This window comes from Clostridium sp. 10cd* (assembly GCF_044336395.1).
Taxonomy (GTDB): Bacteria; Bacillota_I; Bacilli_A; order Erysipelotrichales; family Erysipelotrichaceae; genus Clostridium_AQ; species Clostridium_AQ innocuum.
On the sequence record NZ_CP172347.1, the window covers coordinates 777,022 to 796,547 of the forward strand.

Annotated in this window: 19 protein-coding genes; 17 read left to right on the plus strand and 2 right to left on the minus strand. The window is 44.3% G+C overall.

The features are described from left to right. Positions 1–14: 14 nt before the first annotated feature. The 14 genes from ACG3M1_RS03940 (at position 15) to ACG3M1_RS04005 (ending at position 13,076) form a co-directional block, all read left to right on the plus strand. A complete protein-coding gene (locus ACG3M1_RS03940; RefSeq protein WP_008818565.1) occupies positions 15–1,298 on the plus strand; it encodes a PTS sugar transporter subunit IIC in 1,284 nt (427 codons plus the stop codon). A gap of 10 nt (positions 1,299–1,308) precedes the next feature. Then, complete coding sequence (locus ACG3M1_RS03945) at positions 1,309–1,686, plus strand: hypothetical protein (RefSeq protein ID WP_002607356.1); 378 nt, start codon at positions 1,309–1,311, stop codon at positions 1,684–1,686. Between the two features lie 39 nt (positions 1,687–1,725). Beyond that, entirely contained in the window at positions 1,726–2,562 is an 837-nt protein-coding gene (locus ACG3M1_RS03950) for a class II fructose-bisphosphate aldolase (RefSeq protein WP_002607357.1), read from the plus strand. Positions 2,563–2,644: 82 nt separating this feature from the next. After that, the gene (locus tag ACG3M1_RS03955) at positions 2,645–3,250 is read left to right on the plus strand and encodes an AAA family ATPase (RefSeq protein ID WP_109770938.1); all 606 of its coding nucleotides are present in this window, start codon (positions 2,645–2,647) and stop codon (positions 3,248–3,250) included. A 642-nt stretch (positions 3,251–3,892) separates the two neighbouring features. Continuing rightward, positions 3,893–4,420 carry an RNA polymerase sigma factor gene (locus ACG3M1_RS03960; RefSeq protein ID WP_257335818.1) on the plus strand — a complete coding sequence of 176 codons (528 nt, stop codon included), beginning with the start codon at positions 3,893–3,895 and terminating at the stop codon, positions 4,418–4,420. Beyond that, positions 4,417–4,614, plus strand: a complete 198-nt coding sequence (locus ACG3M1_RS03965) for a hypothetical protein (protein ID WP_395814952.1) — start codon at positions 4,417–4,419, stop codon at positions 4,612–4,614. Before ACG3M1_RS03960 ends, ACG3M1_RS03965 begins: the two co-directional genes overlap by 4 nt. Next, positions 4,584–5,150, plus strand: coding sequence for a hypothetical protein (locus ACG3M1_RS03970; RefSeq protein WP_395814955.1), 567 nt, complete (start codon positions 4,584–4,586; stop codon positions 5,148–5,150). Before ACG3M1_RS03965 ends, ACG3M1_RS03970 begins: the two co-directional genes overlap by 31 nt. Continuing rightward, positions 5,143–6,318 (plus strand): hypothetical protein, encoded by a 1,176-nt coding sequence (locus ACG3M1_RS03975; protein ID WP_257335819.1) that lies wholly within the window; start codon positions 5,143–5,145, stop codon positions 6,316–6,318. The genes ACG3M1_RS03970 and ACG3M1_RS03975 overlap by 8 nt, the downstream gene beginning before the upstream one ends. A gap of 134 nt (positions 6,319–6,452) precedes the next feature. Continuing rightward, positions 6,453–7,316 (plus strand): ATP-binding cassette domain-containing protein, encoded by an 864-nt coding sequence (locus tag ACG3M1_RS03980; RefSeq protein ID WP_257335820.1) that lies wholly within the window; start codon positions 6,453–6,455, stop codon positions 7,314–7,316. Beyond that, a complete protein-coding gene (locus tag ACG3M1_RS03985) occupies positions 7,313–8,647 on the plus strand; it encodes an ABC transporter permease (protein ID WP_257366428.1) in 1,335 nt (444 codons plus the stop codon). The genes ACG3M1_RS03980 and ACG3M1_RS03985 overlap by 4 nt, the downstream gene beginning before the upstream one ends. Positions 8,648–8,946: 299 nt before the next feature. Then, entirely contained in the window at positions 8,947–10,614 is a 1,668-nt protein-coding gene (locus tag ACG3M1_RS03990) for a hypothetical protein (protein ID WP_257335822.1), read from the plus strand. Between the two features lie 233 nt (positions 10,615–10,847). Continuing rightward, a complete protein-coding gene (locus tag ACG3M1_RS03995; protein WP_257335852.1) occupies positions 10,848–11,063 on the plus strand; it encodes a polysaccharide biosynthesis C-terminal domain-containing protein in 216 nt (71 codons plus the stop codon). Continuing rightward, positions 11,056–11,760, plus strand: a complete 705-nt coding sequence (locus ACG3M1_RS04000) for an MATE family efflux transporter (protein WP_257335823.1) — start codon at positions 11,056–11,058, stop codon at positions 11,758–11,760. Before ACG3M1_RS03995 ends, ACG3M1_RS04000 begins: the two co-directional genes overlap by 8 nt. A 266-nt stretch (positions 11,761–12,026) precedes the next feature. Beyond that, a complete protein-coding gene (locus ACG3M1_RS04005) occupies positions 12,027–13,076 on the plus strand; it encodes a hypothetical protein (RefSeq protein ID WP_257335824.1) in 1,050 nt (349 codons plus the stop codon). Between the two features lie 103 nt (positions 13,077–13,179). Here the strand turns inward: ACG3M1_RS04005 and ACG3M1_RS04010 are convergent, their stop codons facing one another. Continuing rightward, complete coding sequence (locus ACG3M1_RS04010) at positions 13,180–14,253, minus strand: helix-turn-helix domain-containing protein (protein WP_257335825.1); 1,074 nt, start codon at positions 14,251–14,253, stop codon at positions 13,180–13,182. 130 nt (positions 14,254–14,383) lie between these two features. On the opposite strand from ACG3M1_RS04010, the gene ACG3M1_RS04015 reads away from it, so the two are divergent. Together ACG3M1_RS04015 and ACG3M1_RS04020 are read left to right on the plus strand one after the other, a co-directional pair. Next, a complete protein-coding gene (locus ACG3M1_RS04015; RefSeq protein WP_257335826.1) occupies positions 14,384–15,115 on the plus strand; it encodes a metallophosphoesterase in 732 nt (243 codons plus the stop codon). Between the two features lie 70 nt (positions 15,116–15,185). Continuing rightward, positions 15,186–16,007 (plus strand): MerR family transcriptional regulator, encoded by an 822-nt coding sequence (locus tag ACG3M1_RS04020; protein ID WP_257335828.1) that lies wholly within the window; start codon positions 15,186–15,188, stop codon positions 16,005–16,007. An 88-nt stretch (positions 16,008–16,095) separates the two neighbouring features. On the opposite strand, the gene ACG3M1_RS04025 is transcribed toward ACG3M1_RS04020, so the two are convergent. Further along, positions 16,096–17,064: an alpha/beta hydrolase gene (locus ACG3M1_RS04025; protein WP_257366425.1), complete on the minus strand. Its 969-nt coding sequence runs from the start codon at positions 17,062–17,064 to the stop codon at positions 16,096–16,098. Positions 17,065–17,653: 589 nt separating this feature from the next. Between ACG3M1_RS04025 and ACG3M1_RS04030 the strand changes: the two genes are divergently transcribed. Beyond that, a complete protein-coding gene (locus ACG3M1_RS04030) occupies positions 17,654–19,411 on the plus strand; it encodes an ABC transporter ATP-binding protein (RefSeq protein WP_395814958.1) in 1,758 nt (585 codons plus the stop codon). The last annotated feature ends 115 nt before the right edge of the window (positions 19,412–19,526 follow it).

Sequence of the window (19,526 nt, forward strand, 5' to 3'; positions counted from 1 at the left end):
GGAAGGGAACTACTATGCAAATTGTAAATTTTATCATTGACAACATTCTGACACAGGCACCGATCACCATCGCATTGATTGCGATGCTGGGATTGCTGCTGCAGAAAAAACCAACCGGACAGGTGATCTCGGGAACCTTCAAAACACTGCTTGGCTTCATGGTGCTATCGGCAGGCTCCAGCGTGATTGTGCAGGCACTTACCTACTTTGGGGCAATCTTTACCGAAGGCTTTGGCATGCAGGGGCTGGTGCCCTCCATCGAAGCGATTAACGGACAGGCAATGGGGGAGCTTGGTCTGGGGAGTGAAATCGCACTGACACTGGGGGCAATTTTCATCTTCAATATCATCATTGCGCGCTTTACAAAATGGAAATATATCTTTCTGACAGGACAGGCGCTGCTCTGGATGTCAACGATCTGCGCTGTCTTCGGATACTGGTGCGGACTGCGCGGGGTAACGCTAATTCTTGTCGGTGGACTGATTGGTGGAATCTTCGCTGTTGCCATGCCTGCGATTGCACAGCCTTATGTTAGAAAAATTACCGGCAACGATGATATTGCACTCGGGCATTTCTGTACTGTAGGCTATGTATTAACTGCATGGGTAGGTAAGCTGACCGGTGGTAAGAAATCAGTTTCCACAGAGGAGCTGCAGCTGCCAAAGGGTCTGGAATTTTTACAGGATACCTACTTGTCTATCGGTATCGTCATGATTCCGCTGTTTCTGGTAACGGCTTTCTTTGCGGGACCTGAGTTCTGTGCGGAATATGCAGGGGCAACAAATTATCTGGTACACGCCTTCCTGCAGGCAGTTCAATTTGTCGTAGGCGTATATGTATTGCTAGCCGGTGTCCGTCTGTTACTGGCAGAAATCGTTCCTGCGTTCCGTGGTATTGCTATGAAGCTGGTTCCGGATGCAAAGCCTGCACTGGACTGCCCGGTCTTGTTCCCATATGCACCTAACGCAGTTATTATCGGCTTTGTAAGTACGACGATCGGTTCTGTTATCGGCATGTTTCTCTTCCCGATGTTCGGTCTTCCGATGATCCTTCCGGGAATGATGACCAACTTCTTTGCCGGAGGCTGTGCCGGAATCTTCGGAAATGCGATGGGAGGTACCAGAGGTTGCATTATCTCCGGCATCATTCACGGCTTGTTTATCACACTCCTGCCTGCAATCCTGTCACCGATGCTGGCAGATATCGGATTCCTGAATGCAACCTGTACAGATGTGGATACCATCGTATGCGGGCTGCTGTATGGCTGGCTGTTAAAACCGGTTCTCGGCTTGTTCTAGGAGCTTGTATATGTTCTTTAAACGCAAAGAAAAGAAAGAGGAGCCTGTACAGGAAGAGGTACAGGATACTGGTGAGCTGCTGGCAAACGCACAACGAGCTGTTGCAGAGCTTAAGGATAAGAGTGGAGAGGAACGCATTGCGGCATTAAACGAAATAGGAATCCTGTATGCGGAAGCAAAACAGACTGATGAAGCTATCACATATCTGGAAATGAGTCTTTCGGAAAAGAAGGATCTGGGGAAGGGATATCGTACACTGCTGAATCTGTATAATACCAAACGAAGAGAGGCCGCAAAGGCAAAGGATGATGAACAGATTCAGTATTATCTTCGTAAGATTGATGAAATGATGGCGATTTCCAAGGAAGTCACGAGAGCCAGCTTTTAAAACCGGAAACGATATAATAAAAACAAGGAGGAGCTTGGAATGTATAAGAATCTGATAGAAATGTTTAGGGAAAATGAAGGAAAGGGAGCTGTGGGAGCCTTCAATCTGCACTGCTTTGAAATGCTGCCGGCAATGATTGCGGCTGCACAGGAATTGGGAACACCCATCATTATTCAGACGTCTCTGGGGACTGCGGAATATATCGGATTTGAGGCACTGATTGCGGCTGTCAAAGCATTGGCACAGAAAGCGGATATCAATGTATGTCTGCATATGGATCACTGCAAATCCATAGAAGCGTTAAAAAAAGCAATAGATCTAGGGTATTCCAGTGTTATGTATGACGGCAGTGATCTGCCACTGGAGGAGAATATCAAAAACACACAGGAGGTCGTTGCCTACGCCCATGAGCGCAATGTATCTGTGGAAGGGGAAATCGGAAGCATTGGAGGAGCAGAGGATGGTATTGTGGTGGAAAAAAGCGATGCCGCCTACACTAAGCCTACGGATGCAATCCGTTTTGTAAAGGAAACGAACGTGGATGCTTTGGCAGTCGCAATCGGAACTACTCATGGACAGTATAAATCCAAAGCAAACATAAATTATGAGCTGCTGGAAACCTTACAGGATAAGCTGCCGGATGTCGGACTTGTGCTGCATGGCGGTACCGGTGTCAGTGATGAGGATATGAAGCGATGTGCAAAGGGTATGAAGAAAATCAATGTCGGCACGGAATTAAATAAATCTTATATTGAAGAAGTGAATGCCAGCTTCCCGGATGCAACACCGTTAACATCTTTACGAAAGCTGTTTACGCCGGCAAACGATCATATCAAACGTATCATCACAGAAAAATCCACATTATTTAAGATATAGCCAAATGCCAGCGGAACGGTGGGCATTTGTATAACAGAATCAGATAACACCTGATGAAAACAAACAAAGGAGAAGCTGTAAAGTGAAAAAGACACTCGTATTGCTGGCAGGCTATCCGGGTACCGGAAAATCCTATCTGATGCGTCAGATTCAGGAAGCATATCCAACATTCCAAATCCTTTCCCCGGATGCCTATAAAGAAGAAATGTGGGATCGTTACGGTTTTGATACGATGGAGGAAAAAGAAGCCGATATACAAAAGGCTTGGCTAGCATATTACAAGGATATGAAGGATAAGATGCAGACGGATATATCCATTCTGAGCGATTATCCCTTCAGTGATAAACAAAAAAGCAGACTGGAACAATTGGCAGCCACACACGCCTATCAGATTGTGACCATACGGCTTGTGGCAGCTTTAGACATCTTGTATGAACGCCAAAGAGCACGTGATCTGGATGATACACGCCACCCGGGACATATTGCCGGCAGCTTTCACAAGGGAGATATACTTCAGAGCAGGGATGAGCAGCCCTGTATGGTTGGTTATGAGGAATTCATGAACCGGTGTAAGAACCGTGGGTATGGAACCTTTGCATTGGGTACGGTGCTAGAGCTTGATGTTACCGATTTCAGCCGTGCGGATTATCCTGCCCTCATGCAGAAGCTGAACAGAATATTACGATAAGTCAGTAACTCAGAAAAGCGGTATTTTACATATAAGCGACTAGCTGCTATATCCTTCTGATATGCGAAATTAGATAATAGAAATCAAGCCTAAATTTCAGAAAATAATACTTCATTATCAGCAGATTACTTGTCTGCGACAAAAAGATGGAATCTTCCATTTTTTTGAGAAATATGTATAATATAAATCGGCTATCTTTGAAAGATAGTGTTGTTCTTGCACATACCGTAAATGATTTTAGCTAGTTTAGCGGTACATGCAACCTTGGCGGCTTTTGAATTTAACGGGTTCAATTGCTGCCTTTTCTTTTGATAAAACTGATTGATGGGAACATGTTTTATACTCTTTTCGGTGAAAAAGAAAACTATCAGAATCATATAAAATGGTTGCTGTATTAAAAAATGTTTGATAGACAAGAAAATTGAAAAATGAATGAATTTACGAAGATGACAAACGCTTACTGCCTTGTCATCTTTCTTTAAATAACCATGGACATCATTTTTTGCTTCAAATGCCTTAAACTATAATGTTATATCATATAGAAATGAATGAATCTGGTATCATTTATAATGAGTTGAAGAAAATTGATTTTCTTTCATCTTTTCACAATTCACTGCGTTATACAGAATGAGGAGGGGCGTCATGCAGATGAAAATAAATAAACATGATGTTTCTAAGGAAGCAGAGCTGGAAACAGCCATACGGGATGCCTATCCGAAAGTGTATTCCTACCTGTATCATCGAACACTGGATGCGGCACTGTCCAAGGATCTGACACAGGAAACCTTTTACCGGTTTTACAGACATCTGGATCAATATGAGGAACAGGGAAAGCTGCTGAATTTTCTATACCGTATTGCTAGGCATTTGGTGTATGACCATACCCGCTCCAGACGGTATACGGACGAGCTGCAGGAGGAGCAGATGCGCGATGATACGTATAATGGTGAGCGGCTGTTTCAGAAGAAGGAGGAATTTGTAATTCTTCGTTCATGGATAAGCGAGCTGCCTCCGCATTTGCAGGATGTGCTTCTGCTGCGGTATGATGAAGGATTGAAATACCGGGATATCTCACAGATTACGGGAATTCATGTTTCCACTGTGAAATCGCAGGTAAGGCTGGCACTCCATATATTGAAAAAACGTGCTCAGAAGGAGGGATGGAAGTGAAAAAAGAAAGGATTCGCCTGGAAACGCTGGAAATACCGGACATACCGGAGGACGATATTGTGGAGGTTATCACAAACGTAAAGGAACTGCTACAAAAGCGTGCTGTGAAAAAATATGAAAGCAGTATACTGAAAAGTCTGCGTGAGCTGCTGTATGTACATGGTTGGAAAAGTATTGTATTACAGGGGGACTGACACTGCTTGTGGCACTAGCTGTATGGCTGTGTCTGCCAAATGGATATAAGATGAATTCTGTAGCCTTTCTTTCACTTGGAAGCTCTCTGTTGTCTGTTGCTGTTACAGTAGAGGTTTTCCGATGTGATATCTATGGTATGAAGGAGCTGGAAATGGCGTCGCCTTATTCGCCGCAGCGTATGCTTATGTGGAAAATGCTTCTGCTGGGTGGTATCTCCTTTCTGGGAATTCTGATTATCGCAGTCAGCATCTCCCTGCAAACGGATATTCATCTGCTTACGCTGCTGTATAGCGGCTGTATTCCGTTTTTGCTGCTGAATGCCTTTACCTTACACCTATATGCCCATGATCAGGTTTTGCAGGTGTTTCTGACGGTATACGGCTTTGCGGCAGGTGGTCTTGTCCTGCTGGAGCTGTTTGGAGTGGGATATTGGATCGGTTTTCTGGAACAATATGGCGGGCAGCTGTTTCTTGCTGTTCTGGTATACAGTGGTTATGTCCTGTGGGACCATTGCAGGAGGAATCTTCATGTGTAGACTGTGTCTGCGTGAGCTGCATAAATTTTTCCACTCCCGGCTGCATTGTGCCCTGCTGTGTGTCCTGCTGCTGTTTCCGCTTCTGCATCTTGCTTTTACGCTGCATGCGCAGACACAGGAGCGCTACGCCTTGCTCAATGATAAGGTATTGAACGCAAAAGAAGCAAAAGCCATAGCGGACGATCTGCGCAGAAGCATGTCCGGGACAGTGCAGAAGAGCTGGATTGCCGATCGAAAGCAGGAGCTGGAAAAGCTTGTCGAGCAGGGAATCCAGAAAGAGGATATTCGCTATCAAACACTGGATCAGGCATACTGGGACGGCTATCGTACCATGGAAATGGTGGATGCCATACGATTGGACCCGCAGACACCTGCTATCGTACGACATGATTTGAACACACACCAATGGCGCTATGGTCCATACGAGGGCTGGATGAGCCGCATGAAGATATTTGAGAACACTGCCAAACTGTATGCACTCTTCTGCCTGTTTCTGTTTGGAAGTATGTTTAATCAGGAGGAATCCTGCGATATGCTGGAGCTGTTGAAAAGCTGCCGAAAGGGGAGGAGGAAGCTTGCCTGTGCCAAACTGATTGTCTCTTTTTCACTGGCACTCATGCTGGCGGCCGCGCTGTATATCATACTGTCTGTATCAACCTCTATGATCCTGGACTTATCCGGTGGGGATACGACACTCATGATGCTGAGAACACTGCATATCTATACATTTTCACAGATTGATTTGCAGGCGCTTGGATTGTTGCTGCTCAGTGGAATAGCGTGTACTCTGTTTGCTGTCTTCACCTCCGTCATAGTAAAAAAACCGGCAGTTTCGCTGGGACTTGGCATGCTCTTTTTTCTATTGCCGATGCTGATAGCGATGGATGGTCTGCAAACCTCGTGGACATCATTTTTTCCATCCAATTTCCTTTCCTTTCGGGCAATCGATCAGCTTATGACAACGCCATGGCTTGCTGTTTTGGGAAACCTCTATCATCGACTGCCCCTGTTGTGTGCTGTATGGGGCTTTCTGTGTATCGTGCTGATTCCGGTTATGATTACAAAACACAGCAGCGTCCGTTCACGGTCGATTACACGTATGATGAGTACATTGAGGAAGGGGACAAAACGGAAACCGAGCCATAGCAATCATAGTATCCATTCATAGGCTAATCATAGAAATCTGTGCAGCTTCCACGATGAAGGAAGAGCGAACGGAAGGACAGAAATGAAGGGATTCAACAAATGAAACAACATACAGAAAATTATATACTTGTATTCAGTAAGAGATAGGAGATCTATATGAATGTAAAACTGGAACAGCTGTCCAAGCACTTTGGAAGCGTAATGGCGGTTCAACATATGAATGCCGTATTAAAGCCGGGAATCACCGGTCTTCTGGGAGCGAATGGCAGCGGAAAAACCACACTGCTGCGCATGATGGTCAACGTACTGCCTCCGGATGAGGGACATATCCTATATGGTGATATTGACATACGGGAAAAACGGGAGGAATATCTCGCCAACATCGGCTATATGCCACAGCATCTGGGGATGTATCCAACCTTTCGGGTTGAGGAATTCCTTCAGTATATGGGGGCTGTCAAGGGATTGACGAAGTCCTATACGACGCAGCGTATTCAGGAGCTTCTTCCTGCAGTTCACCTGGAGCCACAGCGGAAAAAGAAAATCCGGACGCTTTCCGGCGGCATGCGGCAGCGCCTTGGCATAGCACAGGCACTGCTGAATGATCCTGCTGTCCTGATTCTCGATGAACCGACGGCAGGACTGGATCCAAAGGAACGAAACCAGTTTTCCCAGCTTTTAAGCGAGCTGTCCAAGGATAAAATCATTTTACTGTCAACACATATTGTCAGTGATGTGGAAGCCATAGCCGATCAGATTATGATCATGAAGAAGGGCTGTCTGATTGCTCATGATACACCGCAAAAGCTTCTTTCGGTGCTGGATGGCAGGGTGAAGGAGCGTCAGGTATCACAAAGGGAACTGGAGCAGCTGCGTGGGAATGCGGTTATATGCTATCAGCGTGCATCAACACAGGGAACACTTGTCCGCTATCTGGATGAAACAGGCAGGGATGCCTGCAGTGTGGAGCCGACCCTGAACGATTTGTATTTATATCATTTTCAGGAGGAAGAGGCATGAGACTGTATTTGCTGGAATGTAAAAAAATAATGACCTCCCGCTTTCATCTGATTCTTTTACTGCTGTTTATGATGCTTCCGATGGTCATTTTTCAAAATAGAATTACGGATACCGGAGAAAATACGAATCCTTATCGGCATGCGGATGGAAGCAGGATGAGCAAGGAAGAAATTCAGGAGGAAGTGCATCATGAAAAATTAAAATGGACCGGTACCATGGATACAGCGTGGTGGAACCGTTTAAAGGTGGCAAAAAAAGCGGCAGATAAACGCATAGATACGCATTTTTTCAACATGGAGAAAATGAATGCACTGTATGGGAAAGACTGGTATGAGGATTATCAAAGCAATAAAAGAGATTACGCCTATGCGGATGATACAAAGGAAGCAAAAAAAGGAAAGCGGATTCTCTATCTGCGCGAGGAGTTTCTACCAAATTATAAAGAGGATATCGCAGATGAGGTGGTCAGCATGCTGTATTTGAATTATGGAAAGACTATGCTAGCGGATAAACCATGGAACAGTGAGGATGGCACCTTTGGGACGATGTACAGCTCATTTAATAATGAAAAGGTCGCAGCCCCGGTATATTCCCTTGATGTGAGCAGGGCTGAGCTTCAGCTGCTGAAGGATTACATGAATGAAAAGAAATCCTTTCATTACGGAGACAGCAGAGAATGGTTTTCCTTACTGGAAACCTATTCCACAGTAGGCATCGTGCTTATGGTGTGGGTACTGGTGATATCCAGCAATGTGGTCAACAGGGAGCGTAAACAGAATATGCTGGAGGTGCTCAGCTCCTGCAGCAGAGGCGGCAGCGCTTTATTCTTGTCCAAGCTGGCCGCTGTGATAACCTGTGCACTGATTGGCTTGCTGCTGATGATTCTGCCGGTAACACTGTATGCGTGGCTGTCCGGAAATCTCGGTGATATGGAGGTAAATATTACCGAGGGTCTGCATATGATTTCTATATTTACCTATCAGGAGGGATTCCTCATATCCATGGAGGTTCTTGTGCTGGGAGCTGTTGTCTGTGCAATTCTGGGAACACTTGCTTCCACCTTCCTGAAATCCTCTTATGTATCACTTGGACTCTGCATGCTGTGTATGCTTGCAGGTACTGCTCTGTCCTCCCACACATCCTGGATGAAGCTGTTTCCCTTTAAATTTATGGAAATTACATGTGTCGCAGTAAGAGGCTTCACCTGCAATCTGTTTGATCATGCCTTTTTCCTCTGGAAGCTGCTTCCTCTTGTATGGATTCCCTGTACGATCCTGCTTTGCTATGCAACCCTGCGCATCTATTGCTCCCGCTCTTATCACAGAATTTAGAAGCTATAAAGCAGGAAGGGAATAGGCTGTTCATGAAAGAGGATGAATGAGCATAGCTTTAGATAAAATGAACTGAAAAGAGGATATATACATGTTATACGTGTTCTATTGCACCCCTGTGGATATGAGGAAGGGGAGTCTTTATTGATAAACAAGGTCAATGGACGGTGAAAGGTAACGGATATAATTGTGCAGCATAGAACTTACGTAGTTGTTTGAAAAACAAACTTATAGGAAAACAGTGTACGAACAGGCTGGAATATGATATATTTATAGCATTCAAAAGCGAGGGATAAGCGATGAAAAAAAATATATATTTTCTGATTCCCGTATATGCACTGTACATATTCGGAATGTTTTATGTGATGCTGCCGCCGTTAAACTGGCATGCACCTGCCTTCTGGAAGTTTCTTGCGTTAAGCGTTGGACCGTTGCTGGTGCTGCTGATTGTATTTTCCTTTACCAAACGGCAGATTGATTCTTTTCAGAACTGGCGTTCATCCTTTCATAATAAGAATGTCGTCAATATGACAAGCGAACAGAAGCGCTGGGGAACGATTTGCAAGATCTCTATTCTGGCACTGATTTTTGTGGTTGTCTTCCCATCCGCCGCAACGCTGGTTACTTCACGTATCTTCCATGCAAAGGCATTCTCACAGAGAATTGAACCAAAGGATGTGGATTTCAGCGAGGTTCCGCAGGTGGACTTTAAAAAGACACCGATCATCGACCGTGACAGCTCTATCCGTCTGGGAGATAAGGTTATGGGCAATATGACGGAGTGGGTATCCCAGTTTGATGTCAGCAATGAGTATACACAGATTTCCTACAAGGACAGTGTGTATCGCGTGACGCCGTTAACCTATAACGGATTTATCAAATATTTCAAAAACAAGAGCGGCGGGGTGCCGGCCTATATCACGGTGGACAGCACCAGTGGAAAAACGCAGCTGGTGAAGCTGAAGGATCTCGGTCTGGATGGTATGAAGTATGTACCTTCTGCATACTTTAATGATAATCTGAGCCGTCATCTGCGTTTCCAGTATCCGACAGAAATATTCGGAGAGCCATCCTTTGAAATCGATGAGGAAGGAAGACCGTGGTACATTTGTACGACCTATACGTATTCCGGCGTCGGAAATAAGAAGCGTGTGACCGGAGCCGTATTCCTGGATCCGATCACCGGGAAAAGTGAGAAGTATGATACCAAGCATATACCTTCCTGGGCAGACCGTATCTATCCGGAATCTCTTGTTGTGGAGGAGCTGGACGACAACGGCAGTCTGAAGAAGGGGTTCTGGAACTCCCAGTTTGGACAGACCGGTGTCATTGTAACATCCGAGGGCTATAATTATCTGGAAAAGAACGGGGATATTTGGCTGTACAGCGGACTGACCTCCGCAAATGCAGATGAATCCAATCTGGGCTTTGTGCTGGTGAATCTGCGCACGCATGAAGCGATGAAAATCGCAACGGCGGGTGCCAATGAAAAAAGCGCTATGAAAAGTGCGCAGTCCGAGGTGAAAAACTACGGCTACCAGTCCACCTTCCCGCTGCTGATCAACATCAAGGGAAACCCGGTTTATCTAATGTCTTTGAAGGACAATGGTCTGATTAAAATGTATGCAACGGTTTCTGCTGTGGATTATCAGAAGGTTGCTACTGTTTACACAGATGAAGGTCTGGATGCCCTGTTTAAAAAGACACTGAATCTTTTGGGAAGCGGCAGTGAGGACAGTATCAGTAAGGAGTCCTTAAAAACAGAAGATATTACGGTTGCCGGAGTGGAAAAAATCAATATGGACGGCAATACGATCTATTATATTCAGTCGGAAAAGGGCGATATTTATAAGATTAGCTTTACGACGAAATATGAAAATCAGCTCGTATTCCTGAAAACAGGCGATAAGCTGAACATATCCTATATTGATGCCGAGGGTATCAAAACAATCAAGGAATTGAAATAAAGAGAGCATCCCTGCGAATTTATAGGGGGATGCTTTTTCTATATCCGGCGGTGGTTTATTTAAGTGATATTAAACGTTCAGTCTTTGCTTCCATAGAATCAAATGAATTACAGTATGAATATATACACATATGACCATTTCCACAAACAAAAAATCCCTGTATCGTTATTTATGGAAACTAATGCTTTTCTTTCGCGAAACAGAATGAAGTAAATATATGCAGTATAGGTATCATTTTCAGCTTTGGTTATAATGCAGTCAGCGCAGTTCTTCGAGGTCTGGGTGATGCTAAAAGTCCGCTGTACTTTATCATAACAGCCTGTATTGTCAACGTCGTGCTGGACTTTCTGCTGGTTGCCGGCTTTCATATGGGAGCCGCAGGTGCTGCAATAGCGACGACATTTTCTCAGGGTGTATCGCTGATTCTGGCAATCATGGTTTTTGCGTAAACAGAATTTCAGCTTTGATTTTCATGTATCCAGCTTTCATCTGCATAAGGATAAGGCATTGCTATTGTTGAAAATCGGACTGCCTATTTCTTTGCAGGAGGTCATATCAGCAATCTCTTTTCTTTGCATTGCCGCAATTATCAACGGCTTCGGTGTCGCTGCCAGTGCTGCTGCCGGTATCTGTAATAAATTCGAAGGCTTTGCCATGCTTCCGTCAACGGCAATCGCATCCGCCATCAGTACAGTCGCCGCACAGAATATAGGAGCCGGTAACTGGAAGCGTGCTGGTAAAGCCTTGTGGATCAGCGTTCTGTTTGCCTTTACCGCTTCCATGGTATTCTTTATCTGGGCCGGTATATCGTCTGAAAGCATCCTGCGGATTTTCAAAGCAGAGGGTGCAGTTATCATTGCAGGAGAACAATATCTGCATTATTTCCGCTATGATTTTCTGCTGGTTGCTTTTGGATTTACAATGAACGGCTTTTTCAATGGCTGCGGGCGAACTCTGTTCGCCATGGTAAATGGTATAGCGGCATCTCTATGTATTCGTATCCCTCTTGTATTTATTCTGTCGCAATATGGGAATCATGATCTTACCGGAATTGGTCTTGCAATTCCTGCCGCAACGCTTGTATCTGTGATTGCCGCGATCATCTATTACCGTCGCGGAAAATGGAAACAGGCACTTACGGTGTAAAGCAGAAATAACATACATGCACCTGGTTTTAGAAGAGGAGGACACTTATGTTTCCTGGCTTCGATAACCAGTGAGTATATAGGAAGCAAAATCTGTCTCTCATCCCTGTGTAATTGCAAAAAAGCTCCTTTGTTCTTATGAAGAGGAACGCTGATTGCAGTCATACAGGGATTTTTTATAAAAAGAAGTCCTGTATCGGGTTTCGACAAGTGCTATTTTCTCACTTTTCCTGTATAATATTGCCATACGAATAAAAGGAGAAATGCATGGAACAAATAAAAGAAACAAGCCTGAAGTTTTCAGAATCACCGCTCTGTCCGATTGCGGCTGACGTCATCAGTGATGGAGAGAGTATTTATTTTTATATGTATGATCTAGATTTTGAAAATGAACGGTTGATTGCCCGCTCTGCCTGCTGGGTGAAAAATCTGGTGGAGGCACCTCTTTCCTTTCAGAAAGATAAAATTGATGAGGATCATCAGCCGGTACTGCCTGCTATGTTTGTAGATGAGGATATGGATATAAAACCATGGAATGAGGATGAGCTGGAAATTGTCTGGAGTAAGGAAGGACATATCGCCGGTTTACTGCATAACAATGAAATTGTCTGTGTCATACCATCCTGGGCAGACGGTCACAACTTTCCCGGCTATGCTCTGTATGCCAAGGAAAACAATATGGTTGCATGGAGGCTGAAGGATGCAAGCCCTATGGTGGAACGTATACTGGAAGGGAAGACGTTCTGGAAACAGGAATTTAATGAGGTATGGAAAAACTATAACACCCCTTATTTCTCACAGCTCAGTGATTTGTTCGGGGCCGCTACCAACTGCTATGACTTAAATAAAGACCGTTTTCCAAGCAGACTGCTGTTAACCTTTGAAAAGGATGGGATGTCCTATGGCTTTACCATTGGGGCCGGTATGTTTTCTATGCCGAATGCAGACCGTTATTATGCGGAGTATGAAGACTATGCCCGATGTGAATATGCTGTTCAATATCCCAGCAGTTCGTTAAGCAGGGAAGATGAAATGGAGCTGTTCTCCTCGATCGCCGGCTTGTGTTCGCTTCCATGGCATGCGATTGACTGCGTCGGACACGGACATACGCTGGATATCCCGGTCAAGGAAACGTATGGCTGTGTGCTAATCGATGATGATAAAAGCGGTGATCCGTTACCTCTGCATTTAAAAAAGGAAGGCGTACATGTATACTGGATTCGCAGTGTGGAGGATGAGATATTTGCACAGCTCAAGGATGAGGAAAAGAAAGAGCAGCTGCTGGAACAGCTCTGCCTGCATACCGAATTGCTGTAAGTTACAGTGCGAAAACATCTATAGTCAGGATAAAGGCAAAAAGAACAGAACCATATGTGTGCGCTCTGTTCTTTTTATCTGGAATCCACTGTGTTTTCATGCATCATTCTTTACTTAACAAGGCGATTTCCTCTTTCAACAGCTGCTGTACACTGTCAAATGATAAGGCGGAAGACTGTGCCATATCCTCTAAAATATCTTTTATATGCGCCCGCATGATTCCCCTGGCGGGCCCCTGAGCGTTCAGCTCTACATGGTCAAACCAGGGAATGTCATGTAGCTGCCGCTGTCGCTGCTTCTGGATATCATCCATAGCTTTCAGCTGTTCGATATATTCCTTTACATAGCGAAGGGTGGCCGCTTCATCATGTAGTGCCGCACTGTAGATATACAGCTGGGACATTATCGGGAGAGGGAGCTGAAACAGGTGGTTTAAGCCTTCCATCAGCTGCAGATAGCTTCTTAATATATCCATACGGTTATTGCGCTTTGCCAGATTACACATATTTAACAGTATCATCCCTATCTGATGATAGTGGGAAAACAGCTGTGCCTGCAGCATATGCATAGCCTCGTCTTCATCCTTGATCTGCATGGCAAGCGTACCTTCCAGAGAAGAGGTGTCCGCAAGTCTGGGCAGCTTTTGAAGCAGCTGCAGACCTTCCTCATAGCGCTGCTCCATAGACAGAAAGTTCACCAGGAGGATACCGGCAAGCTGTTTTTTCTCTAAATCTGCTGATTGTGAAACCTCAGTTGCCAGCTGCTTTGCGAGTGCCAAAAATTCATTTGCCTGGTCTTCCTCCTGTACCAGCAAAAGCACCTGCATATATAAGCGAGCAATTGACAGCTTTAGGCTTTCACTGTTGGGATACTGCCGTATCATGCTTGTGACATACGTCATCGCTTCATGAAACGGAGCGCTTTGAAACTGCTGCAGCAGTTTCTCACACAGCGTTTTCACATCCACCTCGCTCAGATTTTTTTCAAAATTCAACAGCTCATCAATACTGATATCAAAAATTCGTGCTAAAATGGGAAGTGTGGATATGTCGGGACAGCTGCTGCCATGCTCCCATTTACTCACGGCCGCAGAGCTGACATGAAGCAGCGCTGCCAGTGCTTCCTGAGTATAGCCCTTTTCATTTCGAAGACGAACGATGTTTTTTCCAATATCCATATGTATTACCTTTACTTTCTACAAGTACCTGTATCTACAGTATACGGCAGAAGAGAGCTTCATGCAATGGAGGACAGGTTAACATAATATTGAAAAATTTAACTGTCGGTTAAAGTAAGGAGGGATGTTTATGAGTACCTATGTCATGAGTGATGTACATGGTCTGAAGAATCGCTATGATGCCATGCTCAAGGCTCTTGCATTGAAGGAGGAGGACACGCTGTATATACTGGGGGATGTGATTGACCGCGGAAGGGATGGGATTGCCATCCTTCTTGATATTATGAATAGAGATAATGTACATATGCTACTGGGTAATCATGAGTATATGATGAAGCAGTATTATGAAGCGGTACATCATGTGATCACCGATATGCATAAGGCATGGGGAGTCATGGATCGCTGGAAACACAATCAATGTACAACAACCATGGATGCCTTTGAACGTTTGAATAACATCCAGCAGCGTGAGCTTCTGGACTATCTGGATCAGCTTCCGCTTGCTGTCTGTGATCTCAGGGTGAATGATGAATTGTTCTACCTTGTACACGGCAGTGCGCAGACGCAATTTTTACACGGTATCGTTACACAGCAGGATATGGAAGGAACAGAAGCAGTGATTGAGCAGTTTGTATGGGATCGCATGGATGTACATATACGCCCGTTTGATGATCGTACCGTGATTGTCGGACATACACCGACACTGTTTTTCCAGCAGGAGCGTCCCTATGCAATCTGGACGGATACAGGAGATCTGAAAACTGCACGGGTTGTGGACATTGACTGCGGCTGTGCGGCGGATGATATGCATAGCAGACTGGGGGTTATCTGCCTGGATACGCGAACAGTACAATATTTTTAAAAACAGGTTGACTCTGACATAGTGTCATAGCGTATACTTCGTATGAGCTCAGGAAAGCGAGGTCCCTTGCATGTTGAAAATCGGTGATTTTTCGAAGCTGTCCAGAATCAGTATCCGGATGCTGCGGTATTATGAGAAGCATAATCTGTTGAAGCCCTGTCATGTGGATGAGAAGAGCGGATATCGCTTTTATGCACATGAACAGATTTTTGAGGCTGCCAAAATACGGTTTCTAAGGGAGGCGGGCTTCAGTGTCGCCATGATGGAGGAAATCATGACACAGTATGACAGTCCGCAGGAAATTCAGCGGTATTTTCAGATACGTATGAAGGAACTGGAAGAGGAACAGCAAAGGATTTCGAATACACTGATTCGACTGAAACGGGCACAGAAGCTGCTCGATAAGGAGGATACGTTTATGAAGTATACGGTAGAAGTCAAACACATCAAAGGAATGTATGCCGCAACCCTGCGTACTGTGATTCCCACATATGAGCGTGAGGATCTGGTATGGAAGAGGATGTACAGCATCCTTGCGGAAAAGCATCTGGATATCACCTTTGCACAGCCGCAGAATGCTCGCGCATATTTCTTCGATGAGGGATTTTCAGAAAAGGATGTTGATTTAGAAATTGCCACGGAGGTAGTCGGTGATTATGAGGATGTTGAGGATATCCGGTTCCGTCAGCTGAAGGATGAAACAGTTGCCAGCGTAACCTTTACCGGTGATTACAGCCAGATTACTGAGGTCTGCATGGCGATTACGATGTGGATCAAGGAAAGCGGATATGAGTTGAACGGAGCGAATTTCTGTATCTATCACAAGGGCTGGGGACAATGTGATGATCCAAAGGAATTTGTGACAGAAATCTGTTTTCCGATACGTAAATAAGAATAGAAGGAAAAAGAAAACAATCCTGTTTAAGAAGCATGCAGGATTGTTTTTACTGTACACGATTGAATGAAATTTTCGATATGCATTATTTCATATGCTCATCGAGGAAATGGAAAATCTTCTGATAATACGCCTTCGGCTGTTCATACATATTGGCTCTGTGTCCGCTGTTTTCCACAATGTAGAGGTCCTTCGCGGACTGACAGGCATCATATAGGCAAAATGCCATATCGCAGGGCACATGCACATCCTTTTCACCATGGAGAAACAGGGTTGGAAGTACGGCCTTTTCCATTTTCGGCAATGCGCTTGCCTTACGGATACCGAATTTCATTTTCTGTTTTACAAGAACACCCATGGAATCAAGAATTGGAAACGGAGGCATTTTATAATAATGCGTCATCTGCCAGGAAAGAATATCATACACCGAGGTGTACCCGCCGTCCTCAATGATACAGCGTACTGCGGCAGGCAGTTTGTCCTGCGGACAGAACAGAATCGTGTCCGCGCCCATGGAAATGCCATACAAAACGATTTCCGCCTGTGAATCCATTTCCAGAACCGCATCGATCCAGCGAAGTAGATCCTTGCGCTCATTCCAGCCAAGTGAAATCAAAGAGCCTTCACTCTCTCCGTGTGAGCGCGCATCCGGGGTCAGCACATGATAGCCCTGTTCATGAAAGGCTCTTGCGATTGTCCGCATATCCTCCTTGCAGCAGGCGTAGTCATGCAAAACCATTGCCCAGCGGTGTGATGTATGGTCATGGGAAGGATAGATCATGCCAACCAGCTGCAGACCGTCTTCACTCTCTACAGATACCTTGTCAACAGCAACATTCTGTAGCCATTTCTTACAGAGCAGCAGTTCCTTGTGGCGCCGTGTTTTCTGTTCATCATTCAGATCCGCGTCAGCCAGACTCAGCTGCTTCCCCTTTTTCAGTTTTTTTCGGTTCAGCGTCTGGTCGAACAGTGTCCGGCACAGAAAGAAATCGGTTGCGGCAGCAAGTGTGGATGCTGCCCCCAGCCCGGTGATGATTTTTGATTTTTTGCTCATGTTGTCAGCTCCCATCTAATTTGTTTCATTATCTATATTATATAATGAAATCTGTGAAATTACGAGCGGAAACGTTTACATATCGTATGAAAGGTACAAAAAAGTTGTTTTTAGCACGTTGCAGGCTGAGCATTCTGCAAGGGGAATTTTAAGATGGAAAGCCAGGGCGGTATCTGTCATAAAAGACAGGTCTGTAAGGTAGAAGGGGATGAGGTACACCATGGTTGTCTATTGATAAGAATGTCCTTTTTATTATGATAAGGGAAATTAAGACTGTTAATCTATCGTGCTAAAAAAACAAATAGTGGTAAACATCAGGGATATTCATAATAAACGTAAGCAAGGCAGTGATCAGAGGCCATCTGTCATCTGTTGAAAATAATAACCATTTTGTGAATCAGCTATCGCATATAAAATTCTAAAAGGGAAATATCAGATATCACTTTGCAATGAAACAATGTTACGTTATAATTTCCTTATAATAAAACAATGTTACGTTAATGGGCGCGGCTGATGAAGCATACCGGTAACTGATACACAGACAGAGCAAACACACGCGCGCAGAACGTATGAAAAGAGGATGATGGTAATGTTTCGAAGCTTAAAATTTCTATGGTGTTATGCATGGAGGGTTGATAAGGGGTATTTGATCTCTCTAGTTTTGTATCAGATCAGCAATTCTCTGACACCTATTTTAATTATGATTTTTCCTAAATTCATTATCGATGAGTTTATGGGAGAAAATGATTTTCATCTGCTATTACAGCTGGTTGTGTTTTTTACAACAGGTATTTTTCTGACAAAGCTTTTATCCAGCTACTTTGAAAATACGGCATTTTATAAACGCTGTATCATACTGGAGCGATTTCAAACAGAGCTTGGAGAGCGCCTGATTAAGACAGATTTTGAAAATTTAGAGGATTCCTCTTTTCTGGATATGAAGCAGAACGCTGAGAAATTTCTGTACGCAAATGGTCAGGGCTTCAGCTTTGTATTGGATAGAGCTGTGAATATCATAGGAAAGCTTTTTATATTTACTACCATTTTCTCAGTGCTACTGGCGATGAATGCAATGATACTAGTCATATTTGTTATTCTGGTTCTCTTCAACAGCATAGCACAAATGCATTTAAAAAGGCGCTATGCAGATTTGGAAATGCAAAAGAATCCTAAGGAGAGAAGGCTGTCCTATCTGAATAGCCTGCTATCCGATGTAGCCTATGCAAAGGAAATACGAATCAACGGGCAGCATGAATTTTTTATTTCGAAGCTGCAAGGCGTTCTCAGAGAACTATGGCTCTTTTACCGCCGGCAGATGCAGCTGTTGAATTATTCACAGGTTATTTTACATTTTGTTGATCTGCTGCAGCGGGGAATTGCGTACCTGTATATGATATATGCGGTTTCCAGGCATCTCATAACGATTGGCGATTTCACTCTGTATATCAATGCTGTCGCAACCTTTACCGATGCCATGAACGATGTGCTGGATAGTATCAATGATGTGCGGCAGTATAGTATTTATTTTGAATCGGTTGAGCGTTATCTGAATCTGCCCATGAAAATTCATGCGGAAACAGCAGTTTCTGTTTCGTTTCCCGAGGAAATTGAATCTATTGAATTTCGTAATGTAAGCTTCACCTATAAGGGCAAATCAAAACAGGCGCTTCATAAGGTGAACTGCAGATTTTCAGGTAAGGAAAAGGTCGCAATTGTCGGTGAAAACGGAGCTGGAAAATCTACCTTTATCAAGCTGCTGTGCCGCTTATATGAGCCTGAGAGCGGTGAAATCTTAATCAATGGTATCAATATAAAGGAGTTTTCGTATCAGGAATACAAGGAAAAGATATCCGCCATATTTCAGGATTATCAACTCTTCTCTTTCAACATTGCAGAGAATATCGGCCTGCAGGATGAGATAGAGGAAGCGCGCATTTTAAAAGATTTGCAGCAGCTTGGCATGAAGGAGGTTATTGCAGCATTGGATCAGGGGGTATATACAGCTCTTCACAAGGACTTTGATCCTCATGGTTTTGAACCTTCGGGAGGACAGGGACAAAAATTGGCCCGTGCATTGTATAAAGATGCTTTGATTATTGTGTTGGATGAGCCTACAGCAGCATTGGATCCAAGAGCAGAAAATGAAATTTACAATACATTTTCCAATCTAGTGAAAGGAAAGCTTGCTATTTATATCTCCCATCGTCTGTCAAGTACGAGGTTTTGTGATACGATTCTTGTCTTAAAGGAGGGGAGCTTGATCGAATGCGGCACACATGAGGAGCTGCTTGACTTGCATGGTCTGTACGCTGAGCTGTATGCGATGCAGGCAAAATATTATAGATAGTGAACAAACAGTTCCTGAATACTCATATGACGGGGCAGAGAGCAGCTTCTGCATTCTGTCTTTTTTTATTGACTTAGTTAAATGTAAGTGCTATCATAAGTATAGAGGTGGGTGG

Bases quoted from the DNA above. Each gene is read 5' to 3' on its own strand.
- ACG3M1_RS03940 (WP_008818565.1), top strand. From the start codon at position 15: ATGCAAATTGTAAATTTTATCATTGACAACATTCTGACACAGGCACCG.
- ACG3M1_RS03945 (WP_002607356.1), top strand. From the start codon at position 1,309: ATGTTCTTTAAACGCAAAGAAAAGAAAGAGGAGCCTGTACAGGAAGAG.
- ACG3M1_RS03950 (WP_002607357.1), top strand. From the start codon at position 1,726: ATGTATAAGAATCTGATAGAAATGTTTAGGGAAAATGAAGGAAAGGGA.
- ACG3M1_RS03960 (WP_257335818.1), top strand. From the start codon at position 3,893: ATGCAGATGAAAATAAATAAACATGATGTTTCTAAGGAAGCAGAGCTG.
- ACG3M1_RS03975 (WP_257335819.1), top strand. From the start codon at position 5,143: ATGTGTAGACTGTGTCTGCGTGAGCTGCATAAATTTTTCCACTCCCGG.
- ACG3M1_RS03980 (WP_257335820.1), top strand. From the start codon at position 6,453: ATGAATGTAAAACTGGAACAGCTGTCCAAGCACTTTGGAAGCGTAATG.
- ACG3M1_RS03985 (WP_257366428.1), top strand. From the start codon at position 7,313: ATGAGACTGTATTTGCTGGAATGTAAAAAAATAATGACCTCCCGCTTT.
- ACG3M1_RS03990 (WP_257335822.1), top strand. From the start codon at position 8,947: ATGAAAAAAAATATATATTTTCTGATTCCCGTATATGCACTGTACATA.
- ACG3M1_RS04005 (WP_257335824.1), top strand. From the start codon at position 12,027: ATGGAACAAATAAAAGAAACAAGCCTGAAGTTTTCAGAATCACCGCTC.
- ACG3M1_RS04010 (WP_257335825.1), bottom strand. From the start codon at position 14,253: ATGGATATTGGAAAAAACATCGTTCGTCTTCGAAATGAAAAGGGCTAT.
- ACG3M1_RS04015 (WP_257335826.1), top strand. From the start codon at position 14,384: ATGAGTACCTATGTCATGAGTGATGTACATGGTCTGAAGAATCGCTAT.
- ACG3M1_RS04020 (WP_257335828.1), top strand. From the start codon at position 15,186: ATGTTGAAAATCGGTGATTTTTCGAAGCTGTCCAGAATCAGTATCCGG.
- ACG3M1_RS04025 (WP_257366425.1), bottom strand. From the start codon at position 17,064: ATGAGCAAAAAATCAAAAATCATCACCGGGCTGGGGGCAGCATCCACA.
- ACG3M1_RS04030 (WP_395814958.1), top strand. From the start codon at position 17,654: ATGTTTCGAAGCTTAAAATTTCTATGGTGTTATGCATGGAGGGTTGAT.